This is a genomic window from Paludisphaera mucosa (genome assembly GCF_029589435.1).
GTDB classification, from domain to species: Bacteria; Planctomycetota; Planctomycetia; order Isosphaerales; family Isosphaeraceae; genus Paludisphaera; species Paludisphaera mucosa.
The window spans coordinates 1,829,167-1,850,159 of record NZ_JARRAG010000001.1; the positions used below are offsets into that span (position 1 = coordinate 1,829,167).

Sequence of the window (20,993 nt, forward strand, 5' to 3'; positions counted from 1 at the left end):
GGGGCGACACGATCGAGCCAGCCTGACCACCACCACCCGCGGGAGCCCGCCATGTCGACGCGCCGTCAAATCCTCACGTCCGCACTCGCCGGCGCGGCCGCGGCGGCCCTCGCTCCCCGTCTGACCGCCGCGACCGACGACGAGAGGCCTCTGCCCCGGAATGAGCCTTCGACCTCGGGGCGTTACCGGCCTCGCGAGCGGTTCGGGCTCGGCGGCGTGGCGATCGGCAACGCGTTCCGGCCCACCACCGACGCGATGTCCGAGGCCACGATGCGAGCGGCCTGGGACGGCGGCGTCCGCCACTTCGACACGTCGCCCTGGTACGGGCTCGGCCTGAGCGAGCGGCGATTCGGCCAGTTCCTCCACGCCCAGGCTCGCGATTCTTTCGTGATCTCCACCAAGGTCGGCCGCCTGCTGAAGCCCGACGAGACCTTCAAGAAGCCGTTGTTGTGGAAGGACTACCCGCCCTTCCGCTACGAATACGACTACTCGGCCGCCGGCACCCGGCGCTCCATCGAGGACAGCCTCAACCGCCTCGGCCTGGGTCGGCTCGACATCGTCTACATCCACGACCTCTCGCCCGACAACGCCGACATGGGCGCCGAGTGGACCAGCTACTTCGACGTCGCCATGAAGGGGGCGGCGAAGGAGCTGACGAAGATGCGCGACGAGGGGGTCATCCGGGCCTGGGGCTTCGGCGTCAACACGATCGAGCCCTGCCTGCGGGCTCTCAAGGAATCCGACCCCGACATCTTCCTGTCCGCCACGCAGTACTCGCTGATCCATCACGAGGACGACCTGCATACGCTCTTCCCGGCCTGCGAGGAGCGGGGCGTCTCGATCGTCGTCGGCGCGCCGCTGAACTCCGGCTTTCTGGCGGGGGTCGACCGCTACAATTACAGCGAGGACTTGCCCGAGAAGTTCGTGAAGAAGCGTGCGAAGCTTCGCGAGGTCGCCGGCCGCCACGGCGTGGACCTTCGCACCGCGGCCCTCCAGTTCTGCGCGGCGCCGAAGGTCGTCTCGTCGGTCATCCCGGGAGCCCGCTCGCCCGAGCAGGCCCGGCAGAACATCGCCTCGATGAAGGTCCGGATCCCGGACGACTTCTGGGCCGAGTTGAAGCACGAAAAGCTGATCGCCGCCGACGCACCGACGCCCAAAGCCGCGAGCTGACCACTCACCAAGGGACGACGATGCTTCGACATGGGGCGATCCTCGGGCCATTCCTCCTGGCGGCGGCGCTTCTCGGCTCGGCCGCCCGCGCGGACGACGCTGGGACCGTCGCCCTGACGCACGTCCGGCTCATCGACGGAACCGGGGGCGACCCGATCGACGACGCGACGATCGTCGTCGCAGGCGGCCGGATCACGGCGGCGGGTCCGGCGGACACGGCGATCCCGCCGGGGGCCACGGTCCGCGACCTCCGGGGGAAGACCGTGACTCCCGGCCTGATCTCCGACCACAGCCACGTCGGCCAGGTCCGGGGCGCGACCAACGGGGCCCCGAACTACACCCGCGAGACGATCGAGGCCGAGCTGCGACAATATCGCGATTACGGCGTCACGACGATCATGGCGCTCGGCAACAACGGCCCTTTGTTCGGCACGCTTCGCGAGGAGGCCCACGCCGGGGCGCTCGGCGGGGCCGACCTGTTCGGCGTCGATCGCGGCGTCGGCGTGCCCGACGGCGGCCCGCCCCAGGCCATGACGAAGCTCGGCGCCGACCAGCTCTTCCGGCCTCGCACGGTCGCCGAGGCCGTCGCGGCCGTCGACGCGATGGCCGACCGCAAGACCGACCTCGTCAAGCTCTGGCTCGACGACTTCGGCGGGTCCGCCGCCAAGATGACGCCCGACGTCTACACGGCCGTGATCGAACGCGCCCACGCCCGCGGCGTCCGCGTCGCCGCCCACATCCACGACCTGGCCGACGCCCGGGCCATCGTCGCGGCCGGCGCCGACATCCTCGCGCACGGCGTCCGCGACCGGCCGGTCGACTCCGACCTGATCGACGCGCTCAAGTCCCGCGGCGTCTGGTACGTCGCGACGCTGGCTCTCGACGACGCCAGCTTCGCCTGGGCCGACCAGGCGGCCTGGACGCGATCGCCGTTCGTCCGCGCGGCGCTCTCCCCGGAACTGGCCCGTCAGATCGACGACCCGAAGTGGCGAGCCGGCATCCTCGCCGGCCCCGGGCTCGCGGGCTCGCGGTCTTCCCTGGTCATGAACCAGCGAAATCTGAAAACCCTCTTCGACGCCGGGATCAAGATCGGCTTCGGCACCGACAGCGGCGCGACGCCGCTGCGCGTGGCCGGCGTCGCCGAGCATCGCGAGCTGGCGTTGATGGTCGAGGCGGGCCTCACGCCGCTCCAGGCCCTGACGATCGCCACCTCCCGCGCGGCCGGCGCGTTGAATCTGGACGACCGGGGCCGCATCGCACCGGGCCTGCGAGCCGACTTCCTCGTCTTCGACGCGGACCCGTCCCAGGACGTCGCCAGCACCCGGATGATCCGCGAGACCTGGATCCAGGGCCGGTGCCACCCCCGCGTCGAGCCCACCGCGACTCCTTGACAACCCGGAGACTGCAACACCATGAGCGAGATCGATCGTCGCGCCTTCGCCGCGCTGCTCGCGGGCGGGGGGCTGCTGAACGCCGCGTCCCGGGCGGCCGAGGGCGAGGAATTCGTCAGGATCATCCGGTTGGAGCCCGGCGAAGGCATACCCAACAACCCGAAGCTGCCGGTGCTGCTGTATCGGGGGTTCCTCAAGGCCGACGCGAACGACCCGGCGGCCCACGAGGCCCTCTTCGAACGCAACGGCTGGCCCCCCATGTGGCGTAACGGCGTTTATGCCTTCCATCACTACCACGCTACGGCCCACGAGGTCCTCGGCTTCGCCGGCGGGCGGGCGACCCTGCTGCTGGGCGGCCCCGGCGGCCAGAAGGTCGACGTGGAGGCCGGCGACGTCGTCCTGCTCCCGGCCGGCACGGGCCACATGCGGCTCGACGCCTCTCGCGGCTTCCTGGTCGTGGGCGCCTACCCGCCCGACCAGTCGCCCGACCTCCAGCGCGAGGCTGCGACGCCCGAAATGCTCAAGACGATCGAGTCCGTGGCCGTCCCCAAGATCGACCCCGTCCTGGGCGAGGAGGGGGCTGTCTACGACCGGGAATGGCTCGGACGCAGGCCGTCCGGCGAGACGCGGTGAAGCTCGGGCTAGGGGCCCCGGTCTTCCGGGTTTGACCGCCGCCGCGGGCCGCCGGTACGATGGGCTTTTCCGCCGTTCCGCCGGCAGCAGCGTACTCGTTCCAGACCGGCGGCGCGGCCTTCCGGGAGACGTCGGATGCGGTGGTCGGTCGCTTCGAGGTTGGTTCGCCTTAGACATCCATTCCTGGCCCTCGCCCTGCTGGCCTGCCTCCTCGGCGCGGCGGCGGGCTGTTCCGAACCCGTCGCCGAAGCGCCGAAGCCGCCGCCGACCTACCCGGGCGTCTCGCTGACGATCGGCGCGATCGGCGACACGGCGATCCTCGCCGGCGTCGCCGCGCAGCGGGGCGAATGGACGGCCACCCGCAAGGGCGAGATCGCCGTCGCGACCGACGCCGCCAGGACGGTCGAGAACGCGGGCGACCTCGACGTCCTCGTCTTCCCCGCCCAGGATCTCGGCGCCCTGATCGACCGGAACCTGCTGGCGGTCATCCCCAACGCCGTCGTCCTCCCCGAAGCCCCCGCCCCGGAAGGGGCGAAGCCCGCCGATCGGAAGTCCGAGGCTTCCGAAGATCGCGAGGCCGAGGGCTTCCAGTACATGGACGTCGCCCCCGCCTTCCGCGAGCAAGTGAGCAAGTACGGCAGCGACCGCTACGCCCTGCCGATCGGCGGCTCGACGCTGATCCTGGCCTATCGGCGCGACGCCTTCACCGCCGAGGCGAACGTGAAGGCCGCCAAGGAGCAGGGCCTGTCGCTGGAGCCGCCCGCGACCTGGGCCCAGCTCGACGCGCTGGCGCGCTTCTTCCAGGGCCGAGACTGGGACGGCGACGGCACGCCCGGCTTCGGCCTGGCCGCCGCGCTCGGGAAGGACGCCGAAGGGGTCGCCGACGCCACGTTCCTGGCCCGCGCCGCGAGCCTGGGCCAGCATCGCGACCACTACTCATTCCTGTTCGACGCCGACGACCTGGCCCCCCGCGTGGTGACGCCCCCGTTCGTCGAGGCGCTCAAGGCGATCGCCGCGTGGAAGGCCGTCGGCCCCCCGGGCGTCGAGGCGTTCGACGTCGCCGCCGCGCGGGCCGCGTTCCGCGAGGGCAAGGTCGCCATGCTCATCGACCGGGCCGAGAAGGCCGCCGAGTGGTCGTCGGACAAGGCCGTCGCCGGGGCCCCGCTGCCGGGCTCGGAGCGGGTCTACGAGCCCGCGCGCAAGACCTGGGACGCCGGCGGCTCGATCAACCGGCCGACCTACCTGCCGTTCGGCGGGGGCTGGCTCGTCGGCGTCCGCCGCGGGATCGCCGACGAGAAGCGTGCGGCCGCGTTCGACCTGGCCCTCTATGTGGCCGAGGCCGACGTCGCGAACCGGATCCTGGCCGAGCGGGCTTTCCCCATGCTCTCCGTGCGGGCCAGCCAGATGGGCCGGGGGCTCCCCGACCCGTCATCGGCCCGCAACGTCGACCCCCGGAGCTGGTCGGGCGCGGTCTCTCGCAGCCTGATGGCCGAGCGCGTCTTGCCGGGGCTTCGCATCCCCGACGCCGGCGGCTACCTCACGGACCTCTCCGCGGGGCGCGTCGCGGCGATGGCCGGGAAGGCACCCGACGAAGCCCTGCGCGACGTCGCCGCCGCCTGGACCGCCCGCAGCAAGACGCTAGGCGTCCCTCGGCAGCTCTGGCACTACCGCCGCAGCCTGAACACCCTGGCCACGCTCCCCGAGCCTCCGGCGCGCGACAAGTGATCGATCGGCCCTCGCGGCCCCGGCCTCGCGAACAAGGTCCATGAGCGAATCCGAAGCCGACCAGACCGAGCCGAACCTCGCGAGCGCGCTGGACGAGAACGGCCTGCTCGCGCTCGACGTCCCCGCCTTCGTCCGCCGCGGGCAGGACGTCGAGTTCCTGATCAGCTCGCTCCACGAGCGCTGCCGCAGACATCGCCTGGCCCGGCTCGACATGGTCCACGTCCGGCTCCGCCAGTGGGCGAAGGTTGCGACCGGCCCCGGCGACTGGGCCGACGCCTTCCTCGGGCCGATCGACGGCCTCTGGCCGCTGGCCGAGGCCGAGTCCCCAGCCTGGAGCCGCCGTCCCGGCTCGCCGCGCCAGCGGCGGGCGATCGCCCGCGACCTCGTCGCCAGCGTCGAGCGCTTCAACGAACGCTGGGCCGCGTTCGTGGCCAGACTGGACATCGATCTCGTCAATACGGCGATCGAGCACTACAACGCGTACTATGTGATCGAGAAAGAATGCGTCCTGGGCTCGGCCCGCCTGGCGGCGATGTTCTTCACGCCGCTCGTCAAGGTCTCGGCCGCGTCTCTCCTGGCCGACCATCCGCCGCTCCCCGTCCCCGAGCCGAACGCCTGAACCGGACGACGATCCCTTCAACCTCTGCGAGAGCCCCATGACCCGACGTCTCGACCAACCCAGGCCGACTTCAATCCTTTCCGCGGCGTGCGCGTCGCTGCTGCTGATCTGCGCCTACGCGACGTCCGCCTCGGCGCAGGCGGTCATCGAGGCCAAGCCGAAAGCGGCCGATGCGCCCAAGGCGGCCGCCGCGGCCTCGAACGTGTCGTTCGCGATCACGTACACGGAGAAGGTCGCCCAGGGCTCGCCGATCACCGGCCGCGTCTACGTCATGCTGGCCGCCGCAGGGTCGCCCGGCGAGCCGCGGTTCGGGCCCAACTGGTTCCGCCCCCAGCCGTTCTTCGCCAGGGACGTCCGCGACTGGAAGCCGGGCGAGGCGGTCGTGATCGATGCCCAGGCCGTCGGCTTCCCCGACGCGATCGACAAGCTGGCCCCGGGCGACTACCGCGCCCAGGCCGTCGTCCGGGTGAATCCCGACACGGCCAAGATCGGCGACGGCGAGGGCAACTTCTTCGGCCCCATCGTCGACTTCAAGGCCCCGGCGGCGGCGGCCGAGGCGATCAAGCTGACGGTCGACCAGGTCGTCCCGCCGCACGTCTTCAAGGAGACCGATCGCATCAAGTATGCGGAACTCGTCAGCCCGTTGCTCTCGGCCTTCCACGGCCGGGAGATCAAGCATCAGGCGGCCGTGATCCTGCCCAAGACCCCGCCGAGCGGCAAGTCGCCGGCGGTCTACATCATCACCGGGTTCGGCGGCGACCATCATTCGGCCCCCCGCTACGCCCAGTCGCCGGGCATGCGCTTCGCCGAGGACATGACCCGCATCGTCCTCAACGCCGACTGCGGCACGGGCCACCACGTCTTCGCCGACAGCGCCAACAACGGCCCGCGCGGCAAGGCCCTGACGGAGGAGTTCATCCCCTACCTGGAGAAGACCTTTAACCTCATTCCCGACCCCCGCGCCCGACTGGTCAACGGCCACTCGTCGGGGGGCTGGAGCAGTCTTTGGCTCCAGGTCGCCTACCCCGACTTCTTCGGCGGCGTCTGGTCCACGAGCCCCGACCCGGTCGACTTCCGCGACTTCCAACGCATCGACGTCTACGCCGCCGGCGAGAACATGTTCAAGGACCGACAGGGCGAGCGCCGGCCGCTCGCCCGCATGGGGACGAAACCAATCCTCTTCTATGAGCCGTTCTCGAAGATGGAGGACGTCATGGGTACCGGCGGCCAGCTCGGCTCGTTCGAAGCCGTCTTCAGTCCCAAGGGCCCCGACGGCACGCCGCTCAGGCTCTGGGATCGCAAGACGGGCGAGATCGACGCCGCCACCGCCAAGGCCTGGGAGTCTTATGACATCCGCCTCGTCCTGGAGCGGAATTGGCCAACCCTCGGCCCCAAGCTCGCGGGCAAGCTGCACGTGATCACCGGTTCGATCGACACCTTCTACCTGGAAGGCGCGGTCGTGAAACTCAAGGCGTCGCTCGAGAAGCTCGGCAGCGACGCCGACGTCGAGATCATCCCCGACAAGGATCACGGCAACATCCTCGACCGCAACCTGGCCGAGCGGATCGATCACCAGATGAAGGCGGCCGTCGCCCCCGTGCTCGAAGCGAAGTGACCGGCCTCAGCCCGGCTCGCGCGCCGGTCGCAGGAGATGGCGGGCCGCATCGATTGCGACGAACCCCAGCGCGGCCCCGAGCGTGTTCAGGATCACGTCGTCGACGTCGCTGAACCGCGAGCCCGACCGCGACTGGGCGGCCTCGATCGCCGCGCTCAGGGCGAGCCCCGCGAGCGCGGCGTGCCACAGTCGGGGACGGCTCCCGAGCAACACGAACGCCGCGCCGAGCGGGGTGAAGACCACGACGTTGCCCACGATGTTGACCCAGAAGCCCCGGCCGCCCCGAGAGAGGTCGCGCGTGATGCTCTCGAAGGGCGTCAGGCGGATGCGCTCGGACGCGGGCGGCGGCTGCGCGTTCTTGTAGGCGAGGGTCAGGGTCAGGAGCAGGAAGAGATAGACGACCAGCAGCGTGACGAGCAGCGATCGGAGCACGGCGACGGTCCTTCGGGCGGTGAGCTATCGATCGTCGATCGAAGCGCGTACCATGAAGTTCCATGGTGTCGATCGCCGCCCCGGAACGCAATCGGACCTCACTTCGGCGCATCGCCCGGCGGCGCGGAACAGACGGAGTCGGCCATGCCCGTGCTCGATCGCGAGGAATTCATCGAGCAGGCGTACTTCTTCCACGCCTTCCGCGAACGCCTGGCCGACGGGGTCCCCTCGCAGGACATCCTCCTGCGCATCGGCGAGGAGCTGCTGTCGACCACCAAGCTCCCCATGGCCGTCGGCTTCCTGGCGACCGAGAGCAAGGTTACGGGCCTGATGGCCCCGGCGATGAGCCACCTGGGGCACTACTTCACCGCCTTCCAGGCCCACGTCATCGGCCAGGCCGAGGCCGACCTGAGCCGGTTCCCGATGGAACAAGCCCTCCTCGTCCTGGAGCGCGAGGTCGAATACAAGATGAAGGGGGCGTCGCTCCCCGGCCTGTTCATCTTCCAGTTCGAGTCGCTCTCGCGCAACCGCCTGGGCTACAGCAAGGGCCTGGCCGCGATGGCCGAGGACCCGATGTACGACGAGGACTGGCGCGACTACATCCTGACGCTGCAGGCCCGGCTGGGCGACGTCGACTTCGCCGACCTGATCTTCGTCCGCTCCGCTTACTTCGCCAACGAGCGGCGTAAGCTGAAGCCCGACTTCGTCCCCAAATACCCGCCCCTCTTCGGCGAGAAGGAGGGCAAGATCGCGCGGGCCAACCGCGGCCGCGACCCGCTCTACCTCTTCTCGGCCCTCCAGCGCCAGCTCGGCTATCCCGAGGTGCCGCGGCCGAAGCGGCCCGATGGCGTGGAAGACCGGCTGACGATCCTCGAACAGCGGGTCGCGCAGCTCGAAAACCGACTCAAGTTCGTCGAGGGGGCCGGGAACCAGCCCCTCGACGTCAGCCAGGTGATCGTCAAGCCCGAAGACACCGCCGGCATCCCCAGCGGATGGGCCGCGAAGCGGCTCGGCTCCTGAACGACGGAAGGTGCGAAGCCCGATGAACCGACCCGCGAAGACGCTGGCCTGCCTGATCCTCGCGAGCCTCGGCCAAGCTCGGGCCGCTCCGCCTGACGCGGGGCCGGGACGATTCGCCTTCGACCGGATCGTCCTCGACGCCGACTTCCCGGGCGCCTATCAGGTCGAGGTCGCCGACGTCGACGGCGACGGCAAGCCCGACGTCGTAGCCCTCGGCGGCGACGTCTGCGCCTGGTATCAGAACCCGTCCTGGACCAAGCGGATCATCACGTCCGGGAAGACGGCCCCCGGCGTCATCAGCAGCGCCACGGCCGACCTCGACGGCGACGGCAAGGCGGAGGTCGCCGTCGCCTACGAGTTCGAGATGAACCAGCCGAAGCGCGGCAAGCTCTTGCTGGCGAAGCAGGGGGCGAGTCTCGACGCGTCCTGGACGCTGCTGCCGATCGAGGACCTCGGCAGCATCCACCGGCTGCGTTGGGGCGACCTCGACGCCGACGGCAAGCTCGACCTGATCGTCGCGCCGATCTTCGGGCCGGACGCCGTTCCGCCGGGCTTCGACGACCCCGCCCGGCTGGTCGCCTACGTCGCGGTCGACGTCCACGAAGCCTCGCGCTGGAAGAAACGCCCGCTGACCTCGCGGCGGGTCGCTCACGCGATCGAGTACCAGCCGACGTTCGCCGACGTCGCCCATCCCACGGTACTCGCGGCCGACAATCAGGGCGTCACCCTAATCGGGCCGCTCGCGACCGACGCCGAGCCCGACGCGGTCGACCTGGCGCCCGGAGCCGCCGGCGAGGCGCCCAAACGGGGGGCGAGCGAGATCCACCGGGGTCGCCTCCGGGACGGCCGTCTCTTCCTGGCGACGCTCGAGCCCTGGCACGGATCCGAGGTCGTCGTCTGGCCGCAGAAGGCGGCGGGCGGTCGCGAGTTCGGGCCCCGCGTCGTGCTCGACGACACCCTCGCCGACGGCCACGCCCTCTGGGTGGCCGACCTCGACGGCGACGGCCAGGACGAGGTCTTCGCCGGCCACCGGGGCAAGGATCACCGCGTGAGCCTCTATGATTACGACGAATCGACGTCATCCTGGCGTCGCACCGTCGTCGATCGCGACGTCGCCCCGCAGGACCTCCGGGGCGGCGACCTCGACGGCGACGGCCGGCCCGACGTCGTCGCGGCCGGCGGGTCGGCTCGCAACGTCGTCTGGTACCGGCTCCGTCCTCGCTGAGAGTCAGGGCAGGGCGGCCGTCGCGGCGATGAGCGCCGCCCTGGCTTTGACCCGGGAGGCAGGGTCGACGGTGCAGGCCTCCCAGTCGATCGCCGGCACCGCGACCGGCCGCTCGACGAGGCGGCGGTCGCGGGCCAGTTCCGTGAAGACCCGCCCCCAGGCCTTCATCGCCCCGTCCGCGCGCAGAAGGCCGATGCGCTGGGTCACGTCGCCCGCCTCGGGCTGGTCGTAGAGGCCCCAGTGGATCCATCCGACGGCGCCGACGTTCGCCGACAGATCCACGAGATTTCGGCTCCAGCGGGCCTGGTCATCCTCGCTCGCGGGCGGGTGCGTCTCACTCCCGAATTGGAGCGGACCGCCGCCGTACCAGCCGTACTCCGCCACGACGACGGGCTTCCCCTTCGCCCCCCGTACCACCTCGCCGACGACGCCCGCCAGGTAGGCCAGGTTGGTCTTCTCGGCTTCCGGCCGATAGGTGTAGAAACCTCCTTCGATCGGATAGAAGTGGACTTCCAGGAAGTCGATCAGGGGCGCGAGCCGTTCGGGCCGGAAACCGGCGTAGCCCTCGGGCCCGCCGAGATTGAGGGGCACGCTGAACTGGAGCAGGCCCACGGTGACGAGCGCCTCGGGATCGGCCGCCTTGATCGCGGCGGCCTGGCGTCGCGTCCAGGTCACGGCGACGTCCTCACGATACCTCTGGTAGTCCCGCAGCCGGCGCGACGTCACGGGCGCATCGCGCGGCGGGATCGCTTCGGCTTCGAACGGCGAGACGCCGCCCGCCTCGTCGCCCCAGGCCGCGGCCAGCCCCTGCGGGTTCTTGTACGTCGATTCCAGCCATCGGCTCCAGCCGGCCTTCATCGCGGGGGTGTCCCAGGCGACCACGGGTTCGTTGAGCAGGTCGTAGGCGAAGATCACCCCGCGGCCGCGGTAACGTCCAGCGAGTTCCGTCCAGAACGCCTCCATCGTGGCGAGGAATCCGTCGTCGGCGATCCGGTCGACCTTCGCCCAATCGGGCACGCCTTCCCAGTGGTCCGGGCCGGTCGGATGCACGCGGATCCCCGCCTCCTCGGCGATCGCCAGGAACCGATCCAGCTTCGCGAGGGCTTCGGGGTCGATCCGGCCGCGCTCGGGCAGGAACGAGCCCAGCGTCAGGAAAACGCGGACCACGTTCACGCCCATGGCCTTCATCCGCATGAAGTCCGCGCGGGTCGCGTCGGGGTCGAACGTCTTCCAGACCTGAGGCGCCCAACCGGTTTCGGGTCGGAAATACGTCAGGCCGAACGGCGTGAAAGGCTCGCCCCCCGACGTGACGAACGCCGACTTGCCGACGGCGACCTGGACTCTCGCCATCTCCCCGCCCGGGGCGGTCGCCGCAGCACACGCAAGCGTCGCAATCAGGGCCGCCCGACGCAGTCCAAGCCGTCTCGAAGACATCGTCCACGCTCCCGACGCGAGATCCCTCGACCCACACGGGCCGGGCGAGTCCTCGCCACTCCCCGCCGTCTCGCAGTCTGCCGCGCCCCGGGCGCCCGGTCCAGGACTTGCAAGAGGACCGCACGACGATAAGGCCAGGAGCGACGATCAGGGCGAAACCCCGTGAGACGCATTACGATGGCTGCGTCGTCCCGAGGACGACGACGTTCGATCTCATCATCACGCCTGGACGATCCAGCCAAGGCCGGCGGCCCGCGTCGACCGGGCGGGCGAACCGGAGGTATCCCGTCCCGTGACGACTCATGCAGCCGCAGTCCCTTTGGTCTCCCTCATCTTCGGCGTCACCTATCTGGCCCTGGCGATCGGCCGGGTGCCCGGCCTGAGGATCGACCGGGCCGGGATCGCCCTGGTCGGGGCCGTCGCCATGCTCGCCTGCAGCGTCCTCACGATGCGGGAGGCGGCCGGGGCCGTCGATTACGAGACCATCGTCCTCCTCTTCGGCATGATGGTCGTCGTGGCCTTTCTGCGACTCTCCGGGTTCTTCGCGCTCGCCACAGAGGGCGTCGCCCTTCGCTTCTCCCACCCGCTGGCGTTGCTGGCGGTGACGATCGGCCTGTCGGGCGTCCTGTCGGCGTTCCTCGTCAACGACGTCGTCTGCGTCGCCCTCACGCCTCTGACGCTCGACCTCTGCCGCAGGCTGAAGCGCCCGCCCATCCCTTACTTGATCGGGCTCGCGACCGCCTCGAACATCGGCTCGGTGGCGACGATCACGGGCAACCCGCAGAACATCATCATCGGCTCGCTCTCGCAGATCTCCTACATCCGTTTCTCCTCCCGCCTGGCCCCCGTGGCGGCCGTCGGCCTGGCGTTGAACTTCGCCGTGGTGGCCCTCGTGTATCGCAAGTCGCTGGGCCAGGCGCTCGAGTCGCCTCCGCAGCCCGTGACCGGGAATGACGTGAAGCCGCGCGTCCACGGGCCGCTCCTGATCAAGAGCGCCGTGGTGACTTTGGCCGCCATCGCCCTCTTCTTCGCCGGCCAGCCGATCGCCGTGGTGGCGCTGGTCGCCGCGGCGATCTTGATGCTCGACCGCGTCCGGCCGTCCAAGGTCTATGAGTCGGTCGACTGGCCGTTGCTCGTCATGTTCGCGGGCCTGTTCGTCGTGGTGCACGCCTTCGAGCGGGACGTCGTCCGGACGTGGGGGATCGACAGGTGGCGTGCGATCCTCGACTCCCCGGTGGTCATGGTGAGCGGGCTGTCGGTTTTGCTCTCCAACCTGGTCTCGAACGTACCGGCGGTCCTGCTCTTCAAGCCCTTGATGGCGGCGATGTCCGACGGGGCCCGCGAGCAGGCCTGGCTCGCCCTGGCCATGTCGAGCACGCTGGCCGGGAACCTGACGCTGCTGGGCTCGGTGGCGAACCTGATCGTCGTGGAGAACGCGCGGCGGGCGGGGACCGAACTCGGATTCCTCGAATACCTCAAGGTCGGCGTGCCGCTGACGATCGCGACGACCGTCGTCGGCGTCGCCTGGCTCGCCCTCACACGTTACTGAACTGGATGCCGAGAACGCGAATCGCCCCGGGAGCGGCGGGCGCCGGTCTCCGGGGCGATGCGGTTGAATTCGAAGGGCCCCGGACTTTCAAATCCGGGGGCGTCGGTTCGAAGGTCAGAGTCCGTTGAAGGACGACCCGACCTTGAGCTTGTTGCGGCGCGAGAGCAGCAGTCGATCCCAGGCGAGGGACTCTTCGAGCACCTCGCTGCGGTGGGATGTCAGCTCGGACAGGATCGATTGCAGGGCCGCGTCGACGATCCTGCCGTTCGTGTTCGCGCCCCGGGCGGCGGGCGTCGCGAAGTAGGAGCCGATCGAGCGGCCGCTCGGCGGCGGCGGCGTGGCCTGGGCGACCAGCGGGACGACGCCGGCCGCGGCGGGCGTCGTCGAGCCGGTCGCGACCGTGCTGGTCAGGGAGGACGGAGTGCTCGCCCCGGTGGAGACCGATAGCGTGTATTCGCCGGGGCCGCCGGCGGCGCTCAGGACCTCGATGTAGTAGGTACCCTCTTCCAGCCCCGAGAGCGAAAGCGAGGCGTTGCGGCCGTCGGCCGAGTCGTCGTCCTCGGCCACCACGTTGCCTTCGGCGTCGAGGATCCGGATCGCGGGATCCAGGTCGTTCACGAATTCGCCGCTTCCGCCGCCCGGCGTGCCGGTGACGACGTCGAGCGTGCCGTCGGACCCGACCTGCACGGAGTACACGTCGCTGTCGTCGAGCGTGAGGATGAGCGTCCGCGGATAGATGTCCCCGGAGAAGGCGAAGAGGGCCTCGGGGGCGCCGTTGAAATCGATGGACGACAGGGCGGCACCGACGGTGAACACCCCGCCGCCGGCGCCGAGGATCGCGGCCAGGGCGTCGGGGGTCAGGTCGAAGGACAGGAAGGCGAAATCCTCCAAGAAGAAGACGTCGCGCGAGGCGTACAGGACGCCCGAGCCCAGGTCGTCGAAGATGTCGGTGCGATCCGCGCCGCCCGCCGTCACCTCGTCCGCCGACGTCGTCACGTCGTAGAAGCCGATGGTCTCGAAGAAGTCGTTCGACGCGTAGAACGGGTTGAAGATCTCGAGGCGGGCGCTGGCGATCCGGGCCCCCGCGGGCAGCGAGGAGAGGTCGAAGCTGAAGAAGCTCCGATACTCGGCGTCGTCCGGGATGTATCCCGTGAGGTAGTTCGTGTTATCCGACTGGTGGAATCCGTAGTCCGTGTACCAGCCCGAATCCGAGGCCTCGATCGCGATCGTGCCGCCGCTCGTCACGGCCCCCAGCACCGTGGTCGTCCCGCTCGACAGGTCGAGCGGCTGGGCGGTCTCGATCGAGTTGTTTGACTCGACGTCGAACACGCCGCCCCGCGTGACCACGAGGCTGTAGTCGACCAGATTGCCGCCGGTGACGCGGACGTAGTAGATCCCGGCCGCGCCTCCGGCGAACTCCAGGGCGTCGTTGACGTTGGTGTCGACCGACGAGCCGGCGACGATCACGTTCCCGAAGGCGTCGAGCAGCTCGATGTCGACGTCGCCGCCGGACAGCGAGGTCGCGACCACCGACGCCCCCTGGCCCGCGCCCAGGGTGAAGCTGTAGACGTCGGGGACCACGGGCGGGGGGTTGAGCGGGTGGTTTTCCACCGAGACCTGGAGCAGGTACTCGGCCCCCGGCTCGACCGGGCTGCCGAAGGGATAGCTTCCCACCCCGAGCAGGTAGACGCCCGGGGCGTCGAAGATCCAGGTGATGAGGGAATCCAGGCTCGTGCCGCTTCCCGGGTCGAGATTGCTGTCGTCGCTAGTGGCGAGGAGATTGCCCTCGATATCGAAAAGGTACAGGTAGGAGTCGAGTCCCGACGAGAAGTCGATGTCGAAGATGCCCTCGGAGCCGGCCGTGTCGACGGTGAACGAGTAGAAATCGAAGGTGCCGTCGCCGGTCCCCGCGACCGACAGGTGCGCCGCGATGGTGGAATCGAAGATGAACGGATCGAAGTCCAGCGTCCACGGCCCGCCGTCGAGGTCCTGGGTGAACTCGTCGTTGGGCTCGATTTCCGGGATCACAGACCCCGCGGTCGGGGTCTGGCCGACGACCGCGCCTCGGTCGGCTCCTCCCGGGAGCGCGATGAACGTGGTGTCGAGCGACTGCGCCGAGGACGGGTCGTCGTTCGAAGGTCCGCCGTAGGATTCGTCTTCGACGGCGGCGTTGACGAGGAGATCGAAGAAGTAAAGGCCGGGCGAGCCCGTGCCGCCGATCCGGATCGTGTACACACCGGCGGCGACGGCGGGGACCGTTTGCAGGATGACAAACGCGCCCGCGCCCGTCGCCGTGGCCAGGCTGACGCCATCGGGCCCGATCAGCTCCACGGATCCCATCAGGCTCGAGGGGTCGAGCAGCACCGTTATGGTCTGCCCGGCGTCGAGCTGGATCGTCCAGTCGTCGGTGTCGTCGTCGGAGCTGATCAACCCTTGCGAGGAGAACGGAGTCTCGTAGATGAGCCCGCCGAGCGGGGCGACCGACACGAGCGGGGTGGGCACCGAGCGGGTCGCCGCGTCGATCTGGAAGCTGACGTAGAAATCTCCTCCCTCCACCCCGTCGCCGGAGACGTTGGGCGGGATCGGGAAGGCCAGGGGCTCGCCGTCCAGCTCGAGCCCCACCAGGTCCTGGAAGCCCACCTCGTCGCTGAAGAGCACGAGGGTGTAGAGATCTTCCGGCAGGAAGCTGAAGGTGGCCGTGAGGACCGTCCCGGTGGAGTCGAAGCTGAAGCTGATCGGGAGGTAGGTCCCCGAGAACGCGCTGAACAGCACGACGTCCGAGGAATCGATGAGCGACGTGTTGATCGCCTCGGAGAACGCGATGACGACCGTGAAGTCGCCTTCCGGCAGGGTGTCGCCCTGCTGGATGGACGAGGAGACCACTCGGGGAGCCGTATTATCGATGGTGAAGGTGCTGGAGAACGACTGGATCGCGGTGTTCTGCACGTCCCGGATCGAACCCGAGCCGATCGTGATGGTGTGCCGGCCCTCGGTGGCCAGGAAGGCGCCCGACGGGGCCGAGGTCAGCTCGATGATCCCGAATCGCCCGGTGCTGGTCACCAGGTCGCCCCAGGCGCCGTAGTTCGAGCCGGGATCCCAGTTGATGACGGTCGCGTCCTCGTCGCCGTTGAAGTCGTTCGGTTCCCCGAACGCCCAGTTGGTGAAAGAGACGGCCTCGCCGCTGGACCAGACGAACGTCCCCTCCTGGGCGATGTCGTTGAGGCCGATCCAGTACTGGTCGTTCTTCGAGGCTCCCGAGAAGAAGGAACGCTTCAAGAAGTTCTGCTCGGCCTGGCTGCCGACGGTCACCAGGTGGCCGCCCAGCGCCGCGGCCTGGGCCTCGGCGTCGAGCCAGTCGGCCGCGGCCGAGGTCAGGACGTAGTAGTGGCCGTTGCCGCCGTCCTCGACCTTCCACTGGAACACGAACGAGACGTCGAAGGTCGCCGTGTCGCCGTCGACGAGCGTGACGCCGGAGGCGGCGACGCCGTCGACCTTGAGGTCGCCGGGCTGGAGGGTCGTCGCCAGCACCTGGTCGTTGAAGTCGATCGTGATCTGCGACGGCGGGTTGGCGACGGTCGAGCGGGAATCGGGGTCGACGTCGCTGACGGAGAACGACGTCCGGGCCCCCGTAGCCCCTGCCACCGAGAGGATGTACTCGCCGCCGACGGCATCCTCCGAGTCCGTCGAGGCGAGGATCTGGATGACGTAGAGCCCGCCCCGGCCTGTGGGGACAACGTACGACAGGACGGCGTTCCGACCGTCGGGCGAGCCGTCGTCATTGCTTGCGACGAGGTTCCCGGCCGGGTCGTAGAGCCGGATGATCGGGTCGAGGACGTTGACGAATTCGCCCGAGCCGTCGGCCGGCGTGCGGGTCTCGATCCGGATGGTGGCGCCGGGCCGGAACGTGGCGCGGTAGAAGTCGCCCCCCCCGGTTTCGCTGGCGCCGCCGGCGTCGTCGCCCCCCAGCGCGCCCACGGTGAAGTCCAGGGGCACGAAACGGATCGGTGAGCCCGAACGCGAGAACACGGAGAACCCGCCCGGAGGGTTGATCGTGCCCAGGTAGATCTCGCCGCCGATCACCGCCACGCCGCCGATGTCGCCGGCGTTGGGGAAGAAGGAGTTCGTGATCTCGCCCGTCACGGGGTCGATCTCGAGCACGCGACCGCTGAACCCTTCGGTCGCGATCAGGGCGTCCGGGCCGGAGATGCCGGCCAGGCCGCCGGCCAGGTTGACGTTGAAATTCAGGACCCGCACGACCTGGTCCGTGACGGGGTCGAAGACCAGGATCTGGTCGGTGTCCGAATCGGAGATGTAGATGAGGCCGCCCAGGGCCGCGATGCCGTCGAGGAAGTCCAAGCCCGTGGGCAGCGCGGTGACGTCGATCACGGCGCCCGTATCAGGGTCGAGCTCGTAGAGGTCCGAGCTGACGAACGAATTCAGGAAGAACACGCTCGCGCCGTCGAACGCCAGGCCGTCCGCCTGGGAGCTGGCGCCCTGAGGCGCGGGGATCCGGCGGATCTCCTCGCCGGTCTCGGGGTCGAGTTCGAGGATCGAGCCCAGGGCGTTCGACGAGGTCGCGAAGAGGCGGCCGCCGCCGGCGGGTGACGTGTAGCCCAGGACCCAGGTCTTGCCGTCCACCACCGTGGCGTCGAGGTTCGCGGCCGACGCGAAGTCGGTGTTGAGGCCCGTGTCGAAGGCGGCGTTGCGGGTGGCCACCAGGCTGTACTCGCCGCTCCCCCCCGAGACCTCGATGGTGTAGGTCCCGGCCGTCGAGGCGACGAAGTTCCCGATGTACGAGGCGATGCCCGCCGCGGCGTTGGTGCTGCCGATGGCGACGATCACGCCGTTCGGATCGCGCAGGACCATCCCGGGGGCCACGCCGCCCAGCGACGTCAGGGCGAGCGAGACGCTCTGGCCGGCTTGCAGGTCGAGCCGGTAATAGTCGTCGTCCGAGGCGAACTCGAACTGGGTCACAAGGCCGTAGCCCGCGTCGACGAAGCCGTCCGCGTCGTTCACGTCGCCGAGGCCGACGATGCGCGTGGTGGGGGCGAATTCATTGAGCGTCGTCGAGCTGAAGTAGAGGGGCACCGTGCCCGAGGAGCTGAAGACCTGGAAATCCAGGATGAGGTCGCCGAGGGCCGGGTCGTACACGAACGCGTCGTCGACGTCGATCAGGATGTCGAACGGGCTGGGCGATCCGGTCGCCGAACTCGACAGCGTCAGGAGGCCGTCGTACACGGTGACCACGCCCGACCCGAGGTTGGCGTCGAAGCTCGACGAGGCGTCGAAAACGCCGTGGGCCGCGTAGCCGACGCGGATCTTGACGTCGAGCTGGAGGTTCGAGAACCCACCCTGCCAGTCGGGGCGTCGGAACTTCACCTGGTCCAGCAGGCCGCCGGCGTTGAACTCGCCGGCGTCGTAGATCTGCTGGTAGTGCATGCTCGTCCAGCCGAAGGGCTGGAGCACGAAGGGGAGGGCGTTGCCCCAGCCGCCGTCGAACTCCTCGAATGACTGCGGCACCGTGGAAGCCCCGCCGCTCGCCGTGCCGATCACGGCGGCCCGCTCGGCCCCGGTCCCCGTCGGGCCGCCGCTCAGGCTGATGAACGCCCCCGACAGGTCCTGCGCCGTGGCGGCCGTGTCGTTGGACGGCCCGCCGAAGACCTGGGCGTCGACGTCGGCGTTGAGGATGATCCGCACGACGTAGTCGCCGGTCGTCCCGTCGGCCCCCTGGACCGTGATCGTGAACGGGACCGGGGCCGCGCCGGGGCCGGCCAGCGGGCCCGGGACGCGGTAGGCCCGGATGATCGCCGACTGGCCGGCGGCCGAGGCCGCGCCCGAGCCGACCTGGCCTCCCGGCCCGACGAGCGAGACGGCGCCCTTCAACTCCGAGCCGTCGGCCGGCGTCAGGATGACGACGATCGTCTGGCCCGAGTCGACGGTGATGGAGAAGCTGTCCGAGTCGCCGGCCGTGCCGATCCGCCCGCCCTGCTCGTTGTCGTAGATCAGCGATCCGGGAGGGGCCTGGGCGGTGAGCGGGACGGGGAAGGCGACGTCGCCGAAGTCCAGCTCGTACGTGCCGACGAACGCCGCATTGCCGTTGCCGAAGACGTCCGTCACCGCGCCGGCCCGCAGCGTGGCCGTCAGCACGGCCTCGGCCGTCAGGCCGGACAGGAAGAACTCGATCGAATCCGCGTCGATGAAGGCGAAGCCCACGACCCCGCCCTGGCTCAGGATCAGGTCTGAGGTCTGGACGCTGCCCGGGGCGACGGCCTCGTTGAAGTTGAGGGTCAGGCTGGCGACGGGCAGGGCCAGCACCGAGCCGACGGGCGGCGAAGTCGAATCGACGACGAGCTGCACCGCGTCGTAGGAGAAAGTGGCGTGATAGGAAGCGACCCCGTCGCCGTCCTCCAGGCGCGTGAACGCGTCGGCCGCCACGTCCAGGCTGTTCGGGCCCTGGACGACCGGGCTGGCCAGGAAGGTGAAGGTCAGGGTGTCGGCGTCGGTGAATGCGACGGAGTCGGCGGGCAGGCCGTTGATCGTCAGGTCCGAGGCGTCGACGGTCGACGGGTCGTAGGGCGAGGACAGGTTGAGGACGAACGAGGCGGGCGGCGTGCCGATGAACAGGGATCCGTTGGCGGGGTCGCTGCTCACGACGGTCAGGCCGGCGTCGAACTTGCCCGTCGAGAGGCCGAACGAAATGCTGTTGAGGGTGTCCTCGACGCCCCGGAACCCCTCGTTGGGATTGAACAGGTCGTCTCCGAAGTCGACGTCGACGTCGTCGCCGCCGCCGGCCTCGTAGATCTCGTTGGGGCCGACGCCCACGGTGTTGGGCAGGTTGCCTCCCTGGTCCATGATGTTGGGCGAGGGGTCGAACTGGTCGGTGTGCCAGTTGGCGAAGAAGTGGCCGGCCTCGTGGGCGACGATGTTGCCCACGCCCACGCCGACCAGCCCCACGATCGAGAGGCCCAGCGAGGGGTCGAAGAACTGGTTCAGCGAGTTCGGGTCCGAAGCCGGGGCGCTGAGGAGGTCCAGGAGCGTGACGGCCGAGTCCTCCGTCTCGAAGTTGCCGACGTCGATCGACTGCGCGATGCCGATCGTCGAGATGCCCAGCTCGTCGATCGTGCCGCCGACGATCACCCGGCTGACGTTGGGCTGGCCGAACGGATCGGGGTCGTCGCGGCTGTTGCGGACGTCGATGCCGTAATGGCCGGGGATTCCGTCGGAATCGAAGTCGCCGTTGTTGCCGATGTTGGCGAAGTTCTCCGAGACCGAGGCCACGATGGCGTCGATCACGGCGTCCTCGTCGCCGGGTCCCAGGCCCCAGCCGGGCAGGAACGCCGAGAGCGGCGACAGCGTGCGGATGCCCGACCCCCCGAAGATCGAGGCGTCGATCGTGCCGCCGTCGAAGTCGAGGTAGAGGATCTGCTTCGTCCCGATCGGCTGCGATTCCAGCGCCGGGCGGAAGGTTCGGAGGTTGAGGGTGTAACCGCCCGAGCCGGCGTCGACCGCGATGGTGTAGGTCCCGGGCGTGTCGACGACCCAGGACAGGGCCGCGTTGCCGTTGCGCAGCAGCGGCGACGAATCGGGATAGATGAACGTCGCGTTCTGCGAGGAGCCCATCAGCAGCGAGCCGTCGGGGGCGCGGAAGCTCAGGTCCGTGGCGCCGCCGTCGACGTTCGCGCCGAAGATGTCGCCGGCCTGGAGGTCGACCGAGAAGAAGTCCTGGTCGCCGGAGGTCAGCGTCCCCGTGACGTCGACCGCCGAATCCTGGCCCGGCCCGAAGCCCAAAGGCATCGGGTTGGCCAGGGCGATCGTGTCGTTGGGCTCGGCCTCGTTGAAGCTCGAGAACGTGGTGATCGGTCCGCCCGACGACCGCACGGGCGTCGAGCCGGGAGCGTTCGGCCCCACGGCCGCGCCGAGCGCCGCGGTCATCTGCCGGGCCACTTCCGAGATGGTCAGGCCCTGGGGGAGATACGCGGTGGCGAGCGACGGGAACTGCTGGATGGCGGCCATGGTCTGGGCCAGGCCGTCGGTCAGCATGACGCGGCTCTCAAGATGCTCGAGCGCGGCCCGCCGGAAATTCGGCTTGCGAGAGGCCGGGACGGTGCGATTGCGTCGAGGGGGACGGGAAGCGGATCTCATGTTGCGGCTCCTCGGCGATGGTGATGCATACGAGATGT

12 protein-coding genes are annotated in these 20,993 nt (G+C 69.7%); 9 read left to right on the forward strand and 3 right to left on the reverse strand.

Annotated elements, in window-relative coordinates:
- Window positions 1-51: 51 nt before the first annotated feature.
- The 6 genes from PZE19_RS07445 to PZE19_RS07470 all read left to right on the forward strand — a co-directional run bounded on the left by PZE19_RS07445 (window position 52) and on the right by PZE19_RS07470 (window position 7,153).
- Window positions 52-1,170 carry an aldo/keto reductase gene (locus tag PZE19_RS07445; RefSeq protein WP_277859947.1) on the forward strand — a complete coding sequence of 373 codons (1,119 nt, stop codon included), beginning with the start codon at window positions 52-54 and terminating at the stop codon, window positions 1,168-1,170.
- 20 nt (window positions 1,171-1,190) lie between these two features.
- The gene (locus PZE19_RS07450; RefSeq protein WP_277859948.1) at window positions 1,191-2,561 is read left to right on the forward strand and encodes an amidohydrolase family protein; all 1,371 of its coding nucleotides are present in this window, start codon (window positions 1,191-1,193) and stop codon (window positions 2,559-2,561) included.
- Window positions 2,562-2,591: 30 nt separating this feature from the next.
- Entirely contained in the window at window positions 2,592-3,194 is a 603-nt protein-coding gene (locus PZE19_RS07455) for a cupin (protein ID WP_438269968.1), read from the forward strand.
- 135 nt (window positions 3,195-3,329) lie between these two features.
- Window positions 3,330-4,919, forward strand: a complete 1,590-nt coding sequence (locus tag PZE19_RS07460; RefSeq protein ID WP_277859950.1) for an extracellular solute-binding protein — start codon at window positions 3,330-3,332, stop codon at window positions 4,917-4,919.
- Window positions 4,920-4,959: 40 nt separating this feature from the next.
- The gene (locus PZE19_RS07465) at window positions 4,960-5,538 is read left to right on the forward strand and encodes a hypothetical protein (protein WP_277859951.1); all 579 of its coding nucleotides are present in this window, start codon (window positions 4,960-4,962) and stop codon (window positions 5,536-5,538) included.
- Window positions 5,539-5,575: 37 nt separating this feature from the next.
- Window positions 5,576-7,153: an alpha/beta hydrolase-fold protein gene (locus PZE19_RS07470; RefSeq protein ID WP_277859952.1), complete on the forward strand. Its 1,578-nt coding sequence runs from the start codon at window positions 5,576-5,578 to the stop codon at window positions 7,151-7,153.
- A 6-nt stretch (window positions 7,154-7,159) separates the two neighbouring features.
- On the opposite strand, the gene PZE19_RS07475 is transcribed toward PZE19_RS07470, so the two are convergent.
- Window positions 7,160-7,585: a VanZ family protein gene (locus PZE19_RS07475; RefSeq protein ID WP_277859953.1), complete on the reverse strand. Its 426-nt coding sequence runs from the start codon at window positions 7,583-7,585 to the stop codon at window positions 7,160-7,162.
- A 144-nt stretch (window positions 7,586-7,729) separates the two neighbouring features.
- Here PZE19_RS07475 and PZE19_RS07480 point away from each other — a divergent pair, with 144 nt between their 5' ends.
- The gene (locus PZE19_RS07480; protein WP_277859954.1) at window positions 7,730-8,605 is read left to right on the forward strand and encodes a hypothetical protein; all 876 of its coding nucleotides are present in this window, start codon (window positions 7,730-7,732) and stop codon (window positions 8,603-8,605) included.
- A 22-nt stretch (window positions 8,606-8,627) separates the two neighbouring features.
- Entirely contained in the window at window positions 8,628-9,830 is a 1,203-nt protein-coding gene (locus tag PZE19_RS07485; RefSeq protein WP_277859955.1) for an FG-GAP repeat domain-containing protein, read from the forward strand.
- Between the two features lie 3 nt (window positions 9,831-9,833).
- Here the strand turns inward: PZE19_RS07485 and PZE19_RS07490 are convergent, their stop codons facing one another.
- Window positions 9,834-11,180, reverse strand: coding sequence for a beta-galactosidase (locus tag PZE19_RS07490; RefSeq protein WP_277859956.1), 1,347 nt, complete (start codon window positions 11,178-11,180; stop codon window positions 9,834-9,836).
- A gap of 376 nt (window positions 11,181-11,556) precedes the next feature.
- Here PZE19_RS07490 and PZE19_RS07495 point away from each other — a divergent pair, with 376 nt between their 5' ends.
- Complete coding sequence (locus tag PZE19_RS07495; protein WP_277859957.1) at window positions 11,557-12,813, forward strand: anion transporter; 1,257 nt, start codon at window positions 11,557-11,559, stop codon at window positions 12,811-12,813.
- A gap of 114 nt (window positions 12,814-12,927) precedes the next feature.
- Here PZE19_RS07495 and PZE19_RS07500 read toward each other — a convergent pair whose 3' ends face one another.
- The gene (locus PZE19_RS07500; RefSeq protein WP_277859958.1) at window positions 12,928-20,955 is read right to left on the reverse strand and encodes a pre-peptidase C-terminal domain-containing protein; all 8,028 of its coding nucleotides are present in this window, start codon (window positions 20,953-20,955) and stop codon (window positions 12,928-12,930) included.
- Window positions 20,956-20,993: the final 38 nt, after the last annotated feature.